The sequence below is a fragment of the Sphingobium psychrophilum genome, assembly GCF_012927105.1.
Lineage (GTDB): Bacteria > Pseudomonadota > Alphaproteobacteria > Sphingomonadales > Sphingomonadaceae > Sphingobium > Sphingobium psychrophilum.
Map to the genome: position 1 here is coordinate 38,412 of NZ_JABBFV010000008.1, position 18,060 is coordinate 56,471.

General features: G+C 63.9%; 25 protein-coding genes. 5 read left to right on the top strand and 20 right to left on the bottom strand.

The annotated features are described in order from the left end of the window. Positions 1-21: 21 nt before the first annotated feature. A complete protein-coding gene (locus HHL08_RS12565; protein WP_169573522.1) occupies positions 22-978 on the bottom strand; it encodes a DMT family transporter in 957 nt (318 codons plus the stop codon). A gap of 104 nt (positions 979-1,082) precedes the next feature. Between HHL08_RS12565 and HHL08_RS12570 the strand changes: the two genes are divergently transcribed. The 3 genes from HHL08_RS12570 (at position 1,083) to HHL08_RS12580 (ending at position 3,648) form a co-directional block, all read left to right on the top strand. Next, entirely contained in the window at positions 1,083-1,556 is a 474-nt protein-coding gene (locus tag HHL08_RS12570) for an Lrp/AsnC family transcriptional regulator (protein WP_169573523.1), read from the top strand. Between the two features lie 392 nt (positions 1,557-1,948). Beyond that, complete coding sequence (locus HHL08_RS12575; protein WP_169573524.1) at positions 1,949-3,106, top strand: DUF2157 domain-containing protein; 1,158 nt, start codon at positions 1,949-1,951, stop codon at positions 3,104-3,106. Then, positions 3,103-3,648 carry a GDYXXLXY domain-containing protein gene (locus HHL08_RS12580; protein WP_169573525.1) on the top strand — a complete coding sequence of 182 codons (546 nt, stop codon included), beginning with the start codon at positions 3,103-3,105 and terminating at the stop codon, positions 3,646-3,648. Before HHL08_RS12575 ends, HHL08_RS12580 begins: the two co-directional genes overlap by 4 nt. On the opposite strand, the gene HHL08_RS12585 is transcribed toward HHL08_RS12580, so the two are convergent. Together HHL08_RS12585 and HHL08_RS12590 are read right to left on the bottom strand one after the other, a co-directional pair. Next, the gene (locus HHL08_RS12585; RefSeq protein WP_206377872.1) at positions 3,645-4,328 is read right to left on the bottom strand and encodes a hypothetical protein; all 684 of its coding nucleotides are present in this window, start codon (positions 4,326-4,328) and stop codon (positions 3,645-3,647) included. The genes HHL08_RS12580 and HHL08_RS12585 overlap by 4 nt on opposite strands. A gap of 168 nt (positions 4,329-4,496) precedes the next feature. Next, positions 4,497-4,883, bottom strand: coding sequence for a PH domain-containing protein (locus tag HHL08_RS12590; RefSeq protein ID WP_169573527.1), 387 nt, complete (start codon positions 4,881-4,883; stop codon positions 4,497-4,499). A gap of 173 nt (positions 4,884-5,056) precedes the next feature. Between HHL08_RS12590 and HHL08_RS12595 the strand changes: the two genes are divergently transcribed. Further along, positions 5,057-5,608 (top strand): nuclease, encoded by a 552-nt coding sequence (locus tag HHL08_RS12595; RefSeq protein WP_169573528.1) that lies wholly within the window; start codon positions 5,057-5,059, stop codon positions 5,606-5,608. Between the two features lie 44 nt (positions 5,609-5,652). Here the strand turns inward: HHL08_RS12595 and HHL08_RS12600 are convergent, their stop codons facing one another. Together HHL08_RS12600 and lepA are read right to left on the bottom strand one after the other, a co-directional pair. Beyond that, positions 5,653-6,006 carry a hypothetical protein gene (locus HHL08_RS12600; RefSeq protein ID WP_235955046.1) on the bottom strand — a complete coding sequence of 118 codons (354 nt, stop codon included), beginning with the start codon at positions 6,004-6,006 and terminating at the stop codon, positions 5,653-5,655. 119 nt (positions 6,007-6,125) lie between these two features. Beyond that, positions 6,126-7,934, bottom strand: coding sequence for a translation elongation factor 4 (gene lepA / locus HHL08_RS12605; protein WP_169573658.1), 1,809 nt, complete (start codon positions 7,932-7,934; stop codon positions 6,126-6,128). Between the two features lie 172 nt (positions 7,935-8,106). Between lepA and HHL08_RS12610 the strand changes: the two genes are divergently transcribed. Further along, complete coding sequence (locus tag HHL08_RS12610; protein ID WP_206377864.1) at positions 8,107-8,880, top strand: CsgG/HfaB family protein; 774 nt, start codon at positions 8,107-8,109, stop codon at positions 8,878-8,880. Between the two features lie 56 nt (positions 8,881-8,936). Here the strand turns inward: HHL08_RS12610 and HHL08_RS12615 are convergent, their stop codons facing one another. From HHL08_RS12615 to rpsQ, 15 genes are all read right to left on the bottom strand, one after another. Continuing rightward, the gene (locus HHL08_RS12615) at positions 8,937-9,980 is read right to left on the bottom strand and encodes an acyltransferase family protein (RefSeq protein WP_169573530.1); all 1,044 of its coding nucleotides are present in this window, start codon (positions 9,978-9,980) and stop codon (positions 8,937-8,939) included. A 138-nt stretch (positions 9,981-10,118) separates the two neighbouring features. Next, positions 10,119-10,658, bottom strand: a complete 540-nt coding sequence (locus HHL08_RS12620) for an SRPBCC family protein (protein ID WP_169573531.1) — start codon at positions 10,656-10,658, stop codon at positions 10,119-10,121. Positions 10,659-10,696: 38 nt separating this feature from the next. After that, the gene (locus tag HHL08_RS12625) at positions 10,697-11,353 is read right to left on the bottom strand and encodes an adenylate kinase (RefSeq protein WP_169573532.1); all 657 of its coding nucleotides are present in this window, start codon (positions 11,351-11,353) and stop codon (positions 10,697-10,699) included. Positions 11,354-11,396: 43 nt separating this feature from the next. Further along, positions 11,397-12,761, bottom strand: coding sequence for a preprotein translocase subunit SecY (gene secY, locus HHL08_RS12630; RefSeq protein WP_088184267.1), 1,365 nt, complete (start codon positions 12,759-12,761; stop codon positions 11,397-11,399). Between the two features lie 209 nt (positions 12,762-12,970). Beyond that, complete coding sequence (gene rplO, locus HHL08_RS12635; RefSeq protein ID WP_169573533.1) at positions 12,971-13,510, bottom strand: 50S ribosomal protein L15; 540 nt, start codon at positions 13,508-13,510, stop codon at positions 12,971-12,973. 279 nt (positions 13,511-13,789) lie between these two features. Continuing rightward, the gene (gene rpmD / locus HHL08_RS12640) at positions 13,790-13,969 is read right to left on the bottom strand and encodes a 50S ribosomal protein L30 (protein WP_066560520.1); all 180 of its coding nucleotides are present in this window, start codon (positions 13,967-13,969) and stop codon (positions 13,790-13,792) included. Between the two features lie 5 nt (positions 13,970-13,974). Beyond that, on the bottom strand, positions 13,975-14,703 hold the full coding sequence (gene rpsE, locus HHL08_RS12645; RefSeq protein WP_169573534.1) for a 30S ribosomal protein S5: 729 nt from the start codon (positions 14,701-14,703) through the stop codon (positions 13,975-13,977). Between the two features lie 2 nt (positions 14,704-14,705). Continuing rightward, positions 14,706-15,071, bottom strand: a complete 366-nt coding sequence (gene rplR / locus HHL08_RS12650; RefSeq protein ID WP_088184264.1) for a 50S ribosomal protein L18 — start codon at positions 15,069-15,071, stop codon at positions 14,706-14,708. A 1-nt stretch (position 15,072) separates the two neighbouring features. Beyond that, a complete protein-coding gene (rplF, locus tag HHL08_RS12655; RefSeq protein WP_169573535.1) occupies positions 15,073-15,606 on the bottom strand; it encodes a 50S ribosomal protein L6 in 534 nt (177 codons plus the stop codon). Then, on the bottom strand, positions 15,606-16,001 hold the full coding sequence (rpsH, locus tag HHL08_RS12660) for a 30S ribosomal protein S8 (RefSeq protein WP_066606458.1): 396 nt from the start codon (positions 15,999-16,001) through the stop codon (positions 15,606-15,608). Before rpsH ends, rplF begins: the two co-directional genes overlap by 1 nt. Before the next feature lie 12 nt (positions 16,002-16,013). Next, a complete protein-coding gene (rpsN, locus tag HHL08_RS12665) occupies positions 16,014-16,319 on the bottom strand; it encodes a 30S ribosomal protein S14 (protein WP_169573536.1) in 306 nt (101 codons plus the stop codon). A 52-nt stretch (positions 16,320-16,371) separates the two neighbouring features. Further along, positions 16,372-16,947 carry a 50S ribosomal protein L5 gene (gene rplE, locus HHL08_RS12670; RefSeq protein ID WP_169573537.1) on the bottom strand — a complete coding sequence of 192 codons (576 nt, stop codon included), beginning with the start codon at positions 16,945-16,947 and terminating at the stop codon, positions 16,372-16,374. Continuing rightward, entirely contained in the window at positions 16,947-17,258 is a 312-nt protein-coding gene (rplX, locus tag HHL08_RS12675; protein ID WP_066606466.1) for a 50S ribosomal protein L24, read from the bottom strand. Before rplX ends, rplE begins: the two co-directional genes overlap by 1 nt. Beyond that, on the bottom strand, positions 17,258-17,626 hold the full coding sequence (gene rplN / locus HHL08_RS12680) for a 50S ribosomal protein L14 (RefSeq protein ID WP_056691686.1): 369 nt from the start codon (positions 17,624-17,626) through the stop codon (positions 17,258-17,260). The genes rplX and rplN overlap by 1 nt, the downstream gene beginning before the upstream one ends. 165 nt (positions 17,627-17,791) lie before the next feature. Beyond that, the gene (gene rpsQ, locus HHL08_RS12685) at positions 17,792-18,055 is read right to left on the bottom strand and encodes a 30S ribosomal protein S17 (protein ID WP_066606468.1); all 264 of its coding nucleotides are present in this window, start codon (positions 18,053-18,055) and stop codon (positions 17,792-17,794) included. Positions 18,056-18,060: the final 5 nt, after the last annotated feature.

Here is an 18,060-nt window from a genome sequence, read left to right on the forward strand (position 1 = left end):
GTCAAAGGGGAAAGCGCGCAATCAGGCGGTTGTGACAAGCTTTGCCAATGGCCGCCGATGCGCCGCGATGCAACTGACGACGCTCAGCACCACCAGCAGGAACGCCGCGCTCTCCAGCCCGGTCGGCCAGCGCCCTTCCCACGCAAAGCCGTAGAGCAACGCAAAGGCTGTTTCGAACAGGATCATCTGCCCCACCATGGTCAGCGGCAACAACCGGCTCGCCCGGTTCCACAGCGCATTGCCGACGATCGAGGCCAACAAAGCGACAGCGACCGAGACAGTTAAAAACTGCGTCCAGGCAGCCGCGTCATGCCGCCCCAGGCCCAGCCACAGCACGACGGGCAGGAACAGCAGCGCCTGGCATCCCGTCGCCAGGCCGATCAGCAGGTTCCAGTCCTGCGCCGGCATATCGCCCTGCCGCCGCAGCCAGTGATTATTGCCGATGGCAAAGGCGGTCCACGACACCAGCGCTCCGACCGCGCAGGCAAAGCCCACCAGCCGCGTCGCGACCGGCCCCGGTCCGGGCATCACCACCGCCTGCCAGCCGATGCACAGCGCGCCCGCGACGCATAGCAGCAGAGAGGGCCCGAGCTGGCGCAGCGGCACCGCGCCCGCCTCCCGGCTGCCGATGATCGTCACTGCCACCGGCAGGAAGCCGACCACCAGCGAGGTCATGGCGATGCCGCCCATCTGCACCGCACTCGCCAGCAGCACATAGTAGAAAAGGTTGCCCGCCAGCGCGAGCCAGGCCAGCGCCCACAGGATGCGCGGCGTCATCCGCGCGGCCAACATCCGCCAGCGCGGCGCGATCAGGATCAGCGACAGCGCGCCATAGGCCAGATAGCGGCCGACCGCCTGCTGCAACGGGGTGAAGCCGCGCACCACTTCGGGTGCCAGGAACACCAGCCCCCACAGCGCGCCCGCGCCCACGCCGCACGCAATGCCCGCCAGCATCCCGCCTGATCCCCTGGTCATCATCTTCCGTCTTTGCCGCCCTACTATTAGTCCGTCCCGAATATTATCATCATGGCTGCGGGAAAAATGCTCTTGATTGACCCTGCAAATGCAACAATTACTCGCTGATGCCCGATACTCGCTCACCCGACCCGTTCGACCGCGCGATCCTGCGAATCATCCAGCGGGACAATCGCACGCCCCAGCGCGCCATTGCGCAAGCGGTGAACCTGTCCACCGCAGCGGTCCAGCGCCGCATCGCCGCCATGGAAAAGGCCGGGATCATCGCCCGCAACGCCGCGATCGTCGATCCCGACGCGGTAAGCCTGGACATCACCGCGATCGTGGAGGTCCATCTGACCGACGAACGCTCCGCCACGGTCGACCGCGCCAAGGCCCTGTTCCGCGCCGATCCGGCGGTGCAACAATGCTATTATGTGACGGGCGGTTGCAGTTTCATCCTGCTGATCGTGTCGCCCGACATGCGCCATTACGACGCGACCACCCGCCGCCTGCTGTCAGACACGGACTTTGTCGCCAGCTTCCACAGCTTCCTGGCGCTTGATCGGGTGAAGGCGGGGATGGAGTTGGTGATACCGTGAGAGGTGAGTTTGGGGCGCAAATTGGTCGAGCGTATGACGATCGAGATTGGTTTACTGGCATTCCGCTTCGCGCGACTTCAAGCGAAAGGCGACGTAAAAATCCCGTCACCCCAGCGACCCGAAGGGCGGCCGTAGGCCAACGCTGGGGTCTCGTGCGGGGGCACGCGGCGGCTCGGCTTGGTACTGACCCAACCGCATCGCATCGTCGCCTGAGACCCCAGCCGTCGCTGGGGTGCCGGTAGGGGGCACCCGCCTGTCAGTCATGCAAACCGTCTGCTGAGCGCCCGCTTCTGGCGGCTCACAGACTGGCCCCATAAGCAACCGCCTCGTTGTCGCTCCCCGCCCCCAACAACCCCATTGCCCTCCGCGCCAGCGGCCCTACTCTCCCCGCCATGTCGGAACGGAAACTCAGGGCATGGCAGGCGGCGGGGCTGATCGATGCCGATACCGCCAGCGCGATCGGCGCGTGGGAAACCGCGCATAGCCGGCCGATCGGCGTCTGGGCGATCGTCGGGCTGGGGGCATTGACGATCGGGCTGGGGCTGGTGTCGATCGTCGCCGCCAATTGGGATGCCATCCCCGGCACGGCGCGGCTGGCGATCCACGGCGCGATCCTGGCCGCACTCGCCGCATGGATCGGCTGGCGATTGCCCAATGGCGGCATGAACGCCATGGTCAGCGACGCGCTGCTCTTCGTCGCTTCGATGCTGGGCCTCACCTTTTTCGGCCATCTGGGGCAGGTCTACCAGACCAGTTCGCCGCTATGGCAGCCGCTGCTCGCCTGGCTGCTACTCTTCTCGCCGCTGCTACTATTGTTCGGGCGCGGCTGGCCGGTTGCGGGCCTGTGGATGGCGGGGCTGCTCGGCACGCTATGGGCGCACGCCGACGATCATGGGCGTCTTGGGTGGCTATTCTGGCGGACCGATCCACCCTATCCGTCGCTCTATTGGGGGCTGATCGCCTGCCCACCGATCCTGGTCGCTGGCGCAGCCGCACTGATCCGCAACAGGAGCGATCGCCCCCCTTTCTGGCGGCTGATCGAACAGATGGCCGTCGCGACGATCTTCGCGGGCATCAGCATCGTCCTGCTGCTGCGTGGCTGGGACAGCGACAGCGCGGTCCTGCCCGGCAGCGCCGCGATCCAAAGCCTCGCCCTGCTCTGCGCCGGTGCGGCGATCGCTTATGCGCGGCGCACTGCGTCGGGCCGGGCGACCGCAGGGCTGCTGGTGGTCGCGGCCGTGCTGCATCTGGGCCAGGCGCTGCTGCCCGACCTGCACGGCACCGCCCGCGCCTGGATCGCCAGCCTGTTCTTCCTCGCGCTCTGGGGCGCGGTCGCCGCCGGCGCGATCCATGCCCGCTGGCGGCGCATCTTCCAGGCGGCCGTCGCGCTGGTCGCGCTGCGCATCATCATCCTCAGCTTCGAACTGAATGACGATTTGCTGGGCAGCGGCGTGGGGCTGATCCTGTCGGGCCTGTTCGCCATGGCCGTCGCCTGGGCCACGATCCGCCTTTCTCGCCGCTACGCCCCGACGCGCGGAGAGGATCCATGACGCCAACCCGCCACCACCTTATCCTCGCCGCCGCGCTGCTGCTGCCGCTCGCCGCCCTGGCCGCCAGCTGGGCCGTGACCCACCAGCAGGCGCAGCAGGGGCAGGACTGGCTGATCCCGATCGAGGGCTATGACCCACGCGACCTGCTGCGCGGCCATTATGTGCAATATCGCTATGCTTGGCCGATGGCGCTGGAGCCTGACCAATCCTATCCGCGCATGATGGACGCGCTGTGCGTAATCGGCGCTACCCCGCATATCCAATCGGTGCGGCCTTTGACGCACATAGCGGACCGATTCCTGCCCAGCGAGACGAAGGGCTGCGCCATCATCCTGCGCGCGACATTGGGCACGCGACAGGAAGTCCGCGGCCTGGAGAGCGGCATCTTCTACGCCTCGCAGGCCCAGGCGATCGCCCTTTCCCGCAAGCTGGCCGACCCGCGCCTGCAAGGGCTGGTCCGCGTCCGGGTCCGCGCCGACGGCGTCATGCGGCCGGTCGCACTGGACTTCCGCCCGCGCCCGAAAGCGCAGGCTGCGCCCTAAAGCTCCAGCCCGATCAGCGTCCCGCTGCCGATCCGGTCGACATGGCGCTTGCCGTCAATCTCCAGCCAGTCGGGCGTCACCTCCAGCCGGCGGCCTTTGATCGTGGTGCGCAGATGTTCCACCGCGATCCGATTGCGCGCCACGATCCGCAGCACCGCCAGCCCGTCGCCCCGCGCCGCCATCATGCTGTATCGGTCGCCGCGCAGCAGGAAATGCCAGCTGCCATCGGTCGGCTTCCATTCATTGCCGTCGATGATCTGCGTCGCCACGCCCTCGGGCGACCCCAGCCGCACGCTGATCCGCGTCGCGCCATTGGTCCGGCGCGGCGGCGCGAAGATCAGGATCGGTTCGCCCTCCAGCGTGATCGGGATCGGCGTGTCGCGCAGCAACCGCGATCCGCCCACTATCAGTTGCGGCAGTTCCGCGGAAAAGGGCAGTCGATCGCGCGCGAAATGCCGCTGGCGCACGACCGGATTGGCGTGGAAGCTTTGCACCTGGGTCGCGGTCAAGCGCCCCTCCTCCACTAGCCCATGGCAGGTCGGGCACAGCAACGTCGCCCCAGGCCCGTCCGGCAGCCCCAAATAGCGATAGATGGTGACGCCGCACCGCACGCAGGCGAAGCCGCAAGCGTGGCGGATTTCGGCGCGCTGCTCGGCCGTAAGATCCGGCAAAGACGGCATCACTCGCAAGCCAACCATGGAAGACGACCCCTTATCCCGCCGTTCACCCCTTTGTGAACGGACGTTCCTGACATGGCGTCCTCTTGCGAATTGAGGCTCTGCGGCCCCTCTTTTATTACCCTATCGTTGAAATAAATCGGCTCAAGTCAAGGGGCTGGACGAAATAGTCTATCTTTGCGGCAGCAGATCGACGTTGCGCGCGGCCGCGATCGCGCGGATACGGTCGGGCCGCGGCATGTTCTTGATCGCGATTTCCGCCATGTCCCCGGCGCTGAACAACTCGACATGGCCGACGCCGAAGAGGCGCTGGCCCAGGCTTTGGGTGATGCGCACCGACCGGATGGAGGACAGCGCAATCTCGGTCCGCTGCTTGGCCAGCAACCCGCGCTCCAGCAGCACGTCCCGCTCGCTCAGCGCCAGCCGCTCGCCCTTGTGCAGCACCCACCAGATCGCGATCGCGACGATGCCGACCACCGAAACCAGCAGCAGCAGGAACAGGAAAGGATGCGCCCGGAACATCGCGGGATGCTCGTCATACAACCAGGTATCGCTCACGCCGCCTCCGTCGCTACAGCCCGCGACTTGACCATGGCCCGGCGGTTCCGTCAACTGGCCAGTCAACCGGCCAGTCCGACAAAGGCGCACGCGGCCCCCAATCGACGCTGCAACTGGTTAACCGAAATTTTCCATAAGCGATGGTAAAGCGGCTGCTCCATTTGGGACGAATCATGGCACGCAATCTGTACGACGTCGGCGATCGCCACCCGGACGAGAGCGGCGCCTGGCTGAACGACAAGCAGGAAACGCGCACGCGCGTCGTGCCGCTTGGCATGCTGCTGGTCGCACTGGGGCTCGCCGCGGCCGTGGCGTTGCTGCTCGCCAAGATCCTGCCCGCCCCCGGCGACCCCATGAAGGCATCCGCCGCGCCCATGACCATCAACGACCAGTTCGCGCTGTGCGACGATGCTACGGGCGACGCCTGCGTCCTGTCCGCCAACGCCTATGCCTGGCGCGGCCGCCGCTATCATATCGCCGACATCAGCGTTCCCAGCGCAACCGACGCCCGCTGCCCGGCCGAAGCCGACCGCGCGCAAAAGGGTCGCGCCGTGCTGGCCGCCATGCTGAACGGCGGCGCGTTCGAGGCCCGGCCCGATACCGCTGATACCGACCCGTCCGCCCGGCTGCTGCTCCGCGACGGCGTGTCGATCGGTCAGTTGATGATCCTCAAGGGCCAGGCCAAAGCCTGGTCGCGCAAGCCTATCGACTGGTGCGCCGGCTGATCGCCGCACGGACCGGGAAATGTCGCCGGTCCGCATATAAGGTCCTACCCCCCACGCGCCCTGATCGCCGCCAGCACATCGCCCGCCAGCCGCGCATAGTCGGCGCAGGCGCGCTGCATCGCGGCCTCGGCCCCTTCGCCGCGCAGGCGTCCAAAACAATGGCGGTTCTGCGCCGCGCGCATTTGGCGCAACCGCGCCTGCGCGTCCTCCCCCAGCCCCAGTTGCGGCCCGGTGCGACGCCAGGCTTCGGCCGCGCTGTAGATGCGGCGGCCCGGATGAATGCCCGGATCGCGCCCCGCGGCCGCGCCCAGCCGGTGCACCCGTCCCGCCTCCACGATCAGGTCGGTCAGGAACAGGTCGAGTTCGCGCAAGCCATTGCCGATCAGCTTGGCGGGCATGGCGTCACGCCGTCGCCCAGCCGCTTGCGGACACACGCCCAATGACATGCCATTGGCCAGAAACGCCGCCGCCCGTTCGATCCGGGCGACTTGCCCGGCGATGGCGGCGTGCGGGTCTATCAGTTCTCGTCGCCCATGCGCAGCGCGGCGATGAAGGCTTCCTGCGGAATCTGGACGGAGCCATATTCGCGCATCCGCTTCTTGCCTTCCTTCTGCTTGTCGAGCAGCTTCTTCTTGCGGCTGATGTCGCCGCCATAGCATTTGGCGGTCACATCCTTGCGCATCGCGGCGATCGTTTCGCGCGCGATCACCTTGCCGCCGATCGCTGCCTGGATCGGGATCTTGAACAGGTGGCGGGGGATCAGGTCTTTCAAGCGCTCGCACATGCCACGGCCGCGCGATTCGGCGGTGCCGCGATGGACGATCATGGAGAGCGCATCGACCGGCTCTGAATTGACCATGATGCTCATCTTGACCAGGTCGCCCTCGCGATAACCGATCTGGTGATAGTCGAAGCTGGCATAGCCGCGGCTGATGGATTTGAGCCGATCGTAAAAATCGAACACCACTTCGTTGAGCGGCAGTTCATAGGTCACCTGCGCGCGGCCGCCGACATAGGTCAGGTTCTTCTGGATGCCGCGCCGATCCTGACACAGTTTCAGGATGGAGCCGAGATATTCGTCGGGGCAATAGATGATCGCCTCGATCCATGGCTCCTCTATGTCAGCGATCTTGGTCGGATCGGGCATGTCGGCCGGATTGTGCAACTCGATCTCGCCCGCACCATAGGTCAGCTGGATCTTGTACACCACCGACGGCGCGGTGGTGATAAGGTCCAGGTCATATTCGCGGGTCAGCCGCTCCTGAATGATCTCCAGATGGAGCAACCCTAAGAACCCGCAGCGGAAGCCGAAGCCCAGCGCCGCGCTGCTTTCCATCTCAAACGAAAAGCTGGCGTCGTTCAGGCGCAGCTTGCTGATCGAATCGCGCAGCTTGTCGAAATCATTCGCGTCCACCGGGAACAGTCCGCAAAAGACCACCGGCTGCACTTCCTTGAAGCCCGGCAGCGGCTTGGCCGCGCCATTCTTGACCGTGGTGATAGTGTCGCCGACGCGGGTTTCGGTAATGTCCTTGATCTGCGCGGTGATGAAACCGATCTCGCCCGCCGCCAGTTCGGGCAGCGTTTCGATCTTGGGCCGCATGCAGCCCACCCGGTCGATCAGATGTTCGGTGCCGCCGATCATGAACTTGATCGCCTGGCCCTTCCTGATGACGCCATTGACCACGCGGACCAGGATGACGACGCCCAGATAGGGGTCATACCAGCTATCGACCAGCATCGCTTCCAGCGGCGCGTCGCGGTCCCCCTTGGGCGGCGGGATTTTCTTGACGATGGCTTCGAGGATTTCGTCGATGCCGATGCCCGACTTGGCGCTGGCCAGGACCGCTTCGGATGCGTCGAGGCCGATGACGTCCTCGATTTCCTTGCGCACCTTTTCCGGTTCGGCGGCGGGCAGGTCGATCTTGTTGAGCACCGGCACGATCTCATGATCATGCTCGATCGACTGATAGACGTTCGCCAGCGTTTGCGCTTCCACGCCCTGCGCCGCGTCCACGACCAGCAGAGCGCCTTCGCACGCGGCGAGCGACCGCGACACTTCATAAGCGAAGTCGACATGGCCCGGCGTGTCCATCAGGTTCAGCTCATACAGCTGCCCATCCTGCGCGACATAGTCCAGACGCACCGTCTGCGCTTTGATGGTGATCCCGCGTTCTTTTTCAATGTCCATATTATCAAGGACTTGCGCGCTCATCTCACGGTCGGTGAGGCCGCCCGTGCGCTGGATCAGGCGGTCGGCGAGCGTGGACTTGCCATGGTCGATATGGGCGATGATGGAAAAATTGCGAATATGGCTGAGATCGGTCATTGCGCGCCGATAGCAGCGATTCTCTGCGCTGTCAGCAGGATCGCGCGCGTCGATGACAAGCGCCGTCATCCACAACCGCCTTGCTTGGAAGCGGCAGGCGGCTGTGATAGGCTATCGACAAAATAATCGGGGCCGCATGACATTCTCTCAGTCTAGGAACGGGGTTGTTGAAATGCGTGGATTGAAGATGCTGGCCGCTGCGTCGCTGTGCCTGACGCTGGCGATGCCGCAGGCGATGGCGGAAGATAAAAAAGGGTCGTCCGGCCGTCAGGCCCAGACCAAGAAGCAAATGGAAATTCCCCGCTGCACCAAGCGGTTGGGCACGGTCGCGATCGTCGAGCCAGACAATCAATGGTGGCGGGAACTCAGCCTGGGCAGCCCCGAAGCGATCATCAAGCTGTTCGTCCAGCAATCGGGCTGCTTTGGCCTGGTCAATCGTGGCCGCTCCATGGCGAGCCGCAATCTGGAACGCGCCATGGCGGATTCGGGCGAATTGCAGGCCGGATCGAATCTGGGCAAGGGCCAGGTGAAGGCGGCGGATTATTTCATCCAGCCTGACATCGTCACCACCAACAAGAATAGCGGCGGCAACGCCATTGGCGGGATGCTGGGCGGAATGCTGGGCGGTCGCGTGGGTGGCGCGCTGCTGGGCGGCATCTCGATCAAGAAGAGCGAGGCCAATGTCATGCTCTCCGTCGTCAACGCCCGCACCACCGAAGAAGAGGTGATGGCCGAGGGCTATTTCCGTAAATCCGATCTCAGCTTCGGCGGCGGCGGCGGTTTGGGCTGGATGGGCGGCCTCGCCGCGGTCGGTGGCGGGGGCTACCAGAATACCGATATCGGCCAGGTGATCGTGCTGGCCTATCTGGACGCCTATACCAAGATGGTGACGCAGATGGGCGGCCTGCCCGAAAATGCGGCCGCCGCGGCGCCCCTCGCGCAATAAGGCCACAGTGCAGCTATCGGGAAGGGCGCGGCCGGAGACGGCGGCGCCCTTCTCATTCAGCCCTGACTGGTCGCCGCGCTCGTTATCGCCAATCGGGCCTCGCGGCGGCGCTTCCACCAGGCGATGATCGCCTCGCCGGCGGGCCGTTCCACCATCCGGTTGATGACCGTGCCCAATGTCAGCGCCACGGTGAAGGCTGCAGCGAAGCCCAGCCAGGGACTATAGCCCGCCTTGGCGAATTCCAGCATCACCACGAAGCCGACATGCTGGTGAATGAGGTAGAAGCTGTAGCTGATCCCCCCCAGCCATATCAGCGGTTGCACGCTGAGGAAGCGCAGCCGTCCATGGATCAGCGCGAGGAAGGCGGCCATCAGCACGCCGCCCACGATCGTCACGTCCCATGTCTCCATGGTCGCGATCGACAGCAGCGCGAGCGCCGCATAGGGGGCCTGCTGCATCAGGCTGCGCTGCCCCGACCATAGGCGGTAGGCCAGCATCCCGATGACGAAGAACGGGGTGTAGCGCAGCACCAGCAGCATGATAATCCGTTCCGGCATTTCCGGCCACAGCCAGAACAGCCAGCGCACCGCCAGCCACAGCGCCAGCACTGGCTCCAGCCGCCGGATACCGACAAACTTCCAGATCGCGACCATGCAGGCGTAAAAGGCGATCTCGACCGTCAGCGTCCAATAAGCGCCGTCCACCTCCGGCATGAAGGCGAAGCCCTGTAGCATGGTGAAATTGGCGAGGATCGCGACCGGCCCGACCAGCAATTGCGTCGCGTGCGCCAGATATTCGATGCCCAGCGTCATCAGCATCGCCACCAGATAGGCGGGATAAAGCCGCGCGAAGCGGTTGACGATGAAGTCGGCGACAGTGCGGATGCGATCTAGCGTGAAGAAGATCGCGAAACCGGAAATGGTGAAGAACAGCAGCACGCGATAATTGCCGCCCGGAAAGCTGAACGGCACATGCGACGCTTGCGGAAACAGTTCGTGGAAGCGGGTCGAATAATGGAAAATCAGCACGCACAGTGCCCCGACCCCGCGCAAGGCATCCAATTCCGTCAAGCGGCCACGAGCGCGCAGCGATCCGTCCATGGCGCCTATTAGCAACAACGGAGCAATGAATCCGTTAAGATCGTGGTTAATGGCGGCGGCGGATACGCTTTTCTTTGCTGTTTCTTTTCCAGAGGGTTGTGATCGGTTCGATGCGCCACCCTGCCGACCCGCGCCGGATCAGGGCGGCGGCGCCTCGGCCGCCCGTTTCAGGCCCTGCAACTGTTCGTCCAGCACCTGATCGACCAGCGGCGCGATCTGGGCGGGCCGGGTGCGCAGATAGCCACCGACGACATAGGTGATGCGGACCTTCGTCCCCTTCCCAGACGGCGTGAGCACAAGGTCGAGGGTGCGGATCGCCGCATCGGCCTGCAAAGGCCCCAGCGCGCCCGATAGGCGCAATTGTCGGCCCGGAACCACATAGACGACGCGCCCATGCTCGACCGAGCCGGCCGCCTCGCTTTTGCCCGGAAGCGTTTCGCAGAAGAAGCAGCCGGCGCGGGCATCGATCGTCATATTTGCCGTATCGCCGCTATAGCTTTGGGCTTCGGCCCACCAGCGCCCCGGCGTCACTAACAGCGCATATACGGCGTCGGCGTCCGCTGCGATCTCGACTTCGCTTTCGGTGACGAAACCGACGTCGCTGGTCGCCGTAACGGCAGAATGGGCCGGCGCGGCCATCGCCGCACCAGCCCATCCCAATAGTCCGATCATGCGCATGTCTGTCCCCTCCCCTCGTTCGAAGGGAGAAGATTAGCTCAAGCCGGCTCGCCGTCCAATATGGCCGCGATCGCCGCGCTCACATCGCCCATGTCGGCCATGCCATCGACCCGCGACACGATAGCGCGCGCTTCGTAGATCGGCAGGATCGGCGCGGTCTTGGCGCGATATTCGGCCATGCGCGTGCGCACGGTGTCCTCATTATCGTCCGGCCGGCGCTTGAACTCGTGACCGCCGCATTTGTCGCACGTATTCTCGACCTTGGGCTTGTGGAACAGGTCATGATAGCCCGCACCACAGGTGCCGCAGGTGAAGCGGCCGGTGATGCGCTCGACCAGCGCGTCCTCGTCCACTTCCAGCTCGATCACATGGTCCAGCGTGCGGCTGCGGTCCGACAGGATGGTGTCGAGCGAATGGGCCTGGGCCTCCGTCCGCGGATAGCCGTCGAAAATGACGCCCGTCTCCGGTGCCAGCGCGTCGAGCGCTTCGCCGATGATGCCCGACACCACTTCATCGGGGACCAGCGCGCCCGATTCCATCAGCGCCTTGGCCTGCAGCCCGACCGGCGTTCCCGCCTTCACCGCGGCGCGCAGCATGTCGCCCGTGGACAGCTGCACCATGCCGCGCTGTTCGACCAGTCGACTCGCCTGCGTTCCCTTGCCCGCCCCCGGCGGGCCAAGCAGAATGATGTTCATTGCGCGCATACTCCCCTGTTGTGCGCCCTTGTTGGTGGTCGCCTTAGCGCAGGCGACCCTTGAGCTTCGCCTTCTTGATCAGATCGCCATATTGGTGAGCCAGCAGATGGCTTTGAATCTGGGTCACGGTATCGACCGTAACATTGACGACGATCAACAAGCTAGTCCCACCAAGGTAGAAGGGAATGCCCGCCCGCGCGATGGCAAATTCCGGCACCAGGCAGATGAACGCCAGATAGGCCGCGCCGATGACGGTGATGCGCGTCAGCACATAATCCAGATAATGTTCGGTATTCTTGCCCGGACGGATGCCCGGAATGAAGCCGCCATTGCGCTTGAGATTATCGGCCGTCTCTTCCGGGTTGAACACCACGGCGGTATAGAAGAAGCAGAAGAAGACGATGCCCAGGCCGTAAAGCCCCATATAGACCGGGCTGCCATGCGACAGATACTGGTTCAGCGTCAGGACGAAATCGCCCCACTTGCTTTCGCCCGCGACCGTCTGCCCCGCAAATTGCGAGATGGTCAGCGGCATCAACAGCAACGACGACGCGAAGATCGGCGGGATGACGCCGGCGGTGTTGACCTTGAGCGGGAGATGGCTGCGATCGGCCTGCATCAAACCCTGGCGGGTCTGGCGCTTGGGATATTGGATCAGCACCCGACGCTGCGCGCGCTCCATGAAACAGATCAACAGGATAAGGCCGACGGCCATCACCAGGACGAACATGATGAGCAGGCCGGAAATCGACCCTTCGCTACCCGACTTGAACAGGTTGCTGAGCGTCACCGGCAGCTGGGCGACGATGCCCGCCATGATGATGAGCGAGACACCATTGCCGATCCCGCGCGAGGTGATCTGCTCACCCAGCCACATCAGGAACATGGTGCCGCCGATCAGCGATACGACCGCGGTCAGACGGAACAGCACACCAGGCTCGATCACCGCCGCGACGCCCGACTGGGCACCAAAGCTTTCAAGCCCAACGGCAATGAAATAGCCCTGCACCGCGGTCAGGCCGACCGTGCCGTAGCGGGTCCACTGGTTCAGCTTCTTGCGCCCGCTTTCGCCTTCCTTCTTGATCGCCGCAAGTTGCGGCGAGAGGCTGGCGCCCAACTGTACCACGATCGACGCGGTGATATAGGGCATGACGCCCAGCGCGATCAGACTCATGCGCGACAGCGACCCACCCGAAAAGGTGTTGAAGATGTCGAGGATGCCGCCGTTCGTCTGGCTATACAGCTGCGACAACGCAGTCGGATCGACGCCGGGCAGCGGCACGAAACTGAGGAAACGGAACACGATCAAGGCGCCCAGCGTGAACCACAGGCGCTTCTTGAGGTCGGTCGCCTGGCTGAACTTTGCGAGGCTGAGATTGGATGCGAGCTGGTCGGCTCTCGATGCCATGGTGGCTGCCCTTCAAATCACTCTGGCCGAGGCATCAAGCCCCGGAGCGGAATCGCTCATCCCTTAGCGGGACGGGTTCAGCGTGTCGAACGGGGAGTTGCCGCCAGTGCGACAAATGGATGTCCCCCGATACGCATGACCCCGCCAACCCATATCGGGCAGCGGGGCCGTTGTTGCAAGTCTGGGCTTGCAAGCCTGCGAAAGGCAGATCAGCCCTTATGGGCGGCCTTCTTGGCGGCCAGGGTGGTGCCCTTCTTGGCCTTCGCCTTGTCGGCGGCCGGAACGACTTCGATCACGTCGACATTGCCACCGGCCTTCGCCACGGCGTCGATTGCGCTCTGCGACGCGCCGGCGACCAGGAAGCTGACCTTGGCGGTCAGTTCACCCTTGGCGAGCAGACGGACGCCGTCCTTGCCACCGCGGGTCAGGTTGGCGGCGTTCAGCGCGGCCTGGTCGATGGTCGCGGCGGCGTCTAGCTTGCCGGCATCGATCGCCTTCTGGATGGCGCCCAGGTTCACGATCGCATAATCGTTCGCGAAGATGTTGTTGAAGCCACGCTTCGGGATACGCATGTGGAGCGGCATCTGGCCACCCTCGAAGCCGTTGATGGCGACGCCCGAACGCGCCTTGGCGCCCTTCTGGCCGCGACCGGCGGTCTTGCCCTTGCCAGAGCCGATGCCGCGTCCAACGCGCATACGGCCCTTGCGGGCGCCATCATTGTCGCGGATGTCGTTCAATCTGAAAGTCATATCGTGCACTCGCTTTCGCTTGGTTCGCGCGAGGCATGATTGCCCTTGGGACAATCATGCCGATGCCCCAGCGGAGGCTGGGGCCGGGTTGATCTGGACGCCCCCTTGCGGATGCTGCCAGCCAGTGAGAACCGGGGGTTTCCTCTTGCAAGGACGCGCCATCCGGCATGAGATCCCAGCCTATGCTGGGATTTTCAGAAGCGCGCCTTTAGCGCGCCTCTGAAAAAAACGAAAGAGGGGTCGCCCCCTCCTTCGCCTCTTTTCATCGGGTCGGAAGGCTCAGCCTTCGACGACCGCCACCATATGCGGCAGCTTCTTGATCGCACCGCGGACTTCCGCCGTGTCTTCAAGTTCCACCACGCGGTGCATCTTGCCAAGGCCCAGACCGATCAGAATCTTCTTCTGGTCGGCGGGGCGGCGGATCGGCGAACCGATCTGCTTGATCTTGATCTTCGCCATATCAGTTACTCCGCAATCGCTTCGGCATCAGCCTGCGCGACGTCAGCGGACGCACCACCACGACGCAGAAGGTCGGCGACCTTCTTGCCACGGCGCTGCGCCACCGACTTGGGGCTGGTCTGTTCGACCAGCGCCGCGAAGGTCGCACGGATCATGTTATAAGGGTTGGACGTGCCGTTCGACTTGGTCACGACGTCAGCGACGCCGAGGCTTTCGAACACGGCGCGCATCGGACCGCCCGCGATGATGCCCGTACCGGCCGGGGCCGAACGAACCGTCACCTTGCCAGCACCGAAATGGCCCAGGCCATCATGATGCAGCGTACGGCCTTCCTTCAGCGGAACGCGGACCATCGCCTTCTTGGCAGCGGCGGTCGCCTTGCTGATGGCTTCAGGCACTTCGCGCGCCTTGCCATGGCCAAAGCCTGCACGGCCCTTGCCATCGCCCACGACGACCAGCGCCGCGAAACCGAAGCGCTTGCCGCCCTTGACGGTCTTGGAGACGCGGTTGATGTGAACCAGCTTCTCGATCAGTTCTTCGCCCTGATCTTCGTCACGGTTGCCGCCCCGACGATCGTCGCGACGACCGCCACGGCCGCCTCCACGATCGTTACGATTGCCGCCACCGCCGCCGCGGTTGCCACGGCCACGCGCGGGACCACGACCTTCGGTCGGTGCAGTCGCTTCGGCACCCTCGACGGGTGCGACGACTTCGTTGGTGTTTTCGTCAGCCATGATCAGAACTCCAGCCCGGCTTCACGAGCCGCGTCGGCCAGCGCCTTGACGCGGCCATGGAACAGGAAGCCACCACGGTCGAACACGACGCGGGTGACGCCGGCAGCGGTCGCCGCAGCGGCGACGCGCTTGCCGACTTCGGCAGCGGCTTCAGCACTGGCGCCAGTCTTGCCCAGAGCCTTGGAGCCGACATCCTTGTCCAGGGTCGACGCGGCGGCCAGGGTCTTGCCCTGCGCATCGTCGATGACCTGGGCGTAGATGTGACGGCCCGAACGGTGGACGCTCAGACGGGGCTTGTGACCCGAAACAGCCTTGAGCGCGGTGCGGACGCGGCGACGACGCCGCGCGAAGAGGGAAAGCTTTGCCATCTTACTTCTTCTTCCCTTCCTTGCGGAAGATGAATTCGCCGGCGTATTTGATGCCCTTGCCCTTATAGGGTTCGGGCTTACGCCAGCGACGGATCTCGGCCGCTACCTGACCGACCTTCTGCTTGTCGATGCCGCTGATCTCGACCGTGGTGTTATCCGGGGTCTTGATCTCGATGCCTTCCGGAATCGCGTAATCGACGTCGTGCGAATAGCCGAGCTGCAACTTCAGGTTCTTGCCCTGCGAGTTGGCGCGGTAGCCGACACCGGTGATCAGCAGCTTCTTGGAGAAGCCCTCCGTCACGCCGGTGATCAGGTTCTGCACCAGCGTCCGCTGCATGCCCCAGAAGGCGCGCGCCGCCTTGGTCTTGTTAGCGGGCTGAATGGAGATGCCGTCATTTTCCAGCGTGTAGCTGATCTCGTCGCGCATCTGGAGGGCCAGGGTGCCCTTGGGGCCCTTGACCGACAGCTGCCCGCCTTCGATGGTCGCGGTCACCCCTGCGGGGATCGCGACCGGCTTTTTACCGATGCGGCTCATTAGAACACCTCCGCCAGCACTTCGCCGCCGACATTCTGTTCGCGCGCTTCGGCGTCGGACAGAACGCCGCGAGGCGTCGAGACAATGGTGATGCCCAGGCCGTTGCGCACGATCGGCAGTTCCTTGGAACCCGAATAGACGCGACGGCCAGGCTTGGACACGCGGGCGACATGCTTGATCGCCGGCTGGCCTTCGAAATATTTCAGCTCGATGCGCAGGCCAGGATGGCTGCCAAGGGCTTCTTCGGAATAGCCACGGATGTAGCCTTCACGCTGAAGCACGTCGAGAACGCGAGCGCGCAGCTTGGACGCCGGGGACATAACGCTGTCCTTCTTCGCCTGCTGCCCGTTGCGGATGCGGGTGAGCATATCACCCAAGGGATCGGTCAATGCCATGAGATGATATCCTTACCAGCTCGACTTGGTGACGCCGGGGATCAGGCCCTTGTTGGCCAGATCGCGCAGCTGAATACGGCAGAGCCGGAACTTGCGGTAATAGGCACGCGGACGGCCGGTCATCTCGCAGCGGTTCCGAACGCGGGTCGGGTTACCGTTGCGGGGAATTTCCGCCATCTTCAGACGCGCGATCAGACGATCGCTGTCATCGGCCGCGTTATCATTTGCGATCGCCTTGAGCTTCGCATAACGGCCGGCATATTTCTTGACCAGCTTCTTGCGAAGCTCATTCTTGTTGATGGAACTCAGTTTCGCCATGACTTAAGTTCTCTTCCTTAGCTTTAGCGTTGGGAGAGAAGCGGGGCCTAGATTAGGCCGCCTGCTTCTCTTCTTCCTGCGGGAAGGGGAAGCCGAAGAGGCGCAGCAGTTCGCGCGCTTCGTCGTCCGTCTTCGCGGTGGTGGTCACGATGATGTCCATGCCGCGAACCTTGTCGACACGGTCATAGCTGATCTCTGGGAAGATGATCTGCTCCTTGATGCCGAAGGCATAGTTGCCACGGCCGTCGAAGCTCTTCGGGTTGAGACCACGAAAATCGCGGACGCGGGGCAGAGCGATGTTGATCATGCGGTCCAGAAATTCATACATGCGCTCGCGGCGCAGCGTGACCTTGGCACCGATCGGCATGCCTTCACGCAGCTTGAACTGCGCGATCGACTTCTTCGCCTTGGTGATGACCGGCTTCTGGCCGGCGATCAGTTCCATTTCCTCGGCGGCCTGCGTGACCTTCTTCTTGTCCTGGGTCGCCTCTCCCACGCCCATGTTGAGCGTGATCTTGTCGATCCGGGGCATCTGCATGACGTTCGTGTAACCGAACTTTTCGGTCATCGCCTTGACGATTTCCGCATCATACTGCGCCTTGGAGCGCGGGATATACTTGTCGCTCATTACAGCACCTCACCGGACTTGACGGCGACGCGGACCTTCTTGCCGTCGCGGTCCTCGAAACGGACGCGGGTCGGCTTGCCATCCTTGTCGGCGACAGCGACGTTCGAAATGTGCAGCGGCGCAGGCTTGCGCTCGATGCCACCCTGCGGGTTCGCCTGGTCGGGCTTGCGATGCTTGGCATGGACATTGATGCCCTCGACAAGAACCTTGTCGTCCTTGGGCATCACCGCCAGGACAGCGCCGGTACGGCCCTTGTCCTTGCCAGCCAGGACGACGATCTTGTCGCCCTTCTTGATCTTAGCAGCGCTCATTACAGCACCTCGGGAGCAAGGCTGATGATCTTCATGTGCTTCTTGGCGCGCAGCTCGCGAACGACCGGGCCAAAGATACGGGTGCCGATCGGCTCCTCGTTCTTGTTGATCAGCACAGCGGCGTTACCGTCGAAACGGATGACCGAACCGTCTGCACGGCGGATATCCTTGGCGGTACGCACGATGACGGCGCGATGCACGTCACCCTTCTTCACCTTGCCACGCGGCGCGGCTTCCTTGATCGAGACGACGATGATGTCGCCCACGCCAGCGAAGCGACGCTTCGAGCCGCCCAGCACCTTGATGCACTGGACGCGCTTGGCGCCGCTGTTGTCAGCGACGTCAAGATTGGATTGCATCTGGATCATAGATCCGGTTCCTTCTCATTTGGCCTACCGGGGCAATTCCCGGCGGTTCCGAATTTCGTGCCTAGAGCCCGGTGACTCTACGCGAAGCGCGGGCCTGTAACCCTTTCCGAAGGAAAAGGCCAGCCCCGCGTCGCATTTAGAGTCAAAGGCTCAGCGAGCCGTCCCTCAGGACGCCGTTTCCGGCGACTTGTGGGTGTCCACGCGCTCGATGACCTTCCAGGTCTTGAGCTTGGAAATCGGGGCGGTCTCTTCGATTCGGACCGTCTCGCCTTCCTTGTAGACATTGCCCTCGTCATGGGCATGGTACTTCTTCGAACGGCGGATGATCTTGCCGTAGAGCGCATGCTTTACCTTGCGCTCCACGCGAACGACCACCGTCTTGTCGGTCTTGTCGGAAACCACAGTTCCCGTCAGCACGCGCTTGGGCATCGTGT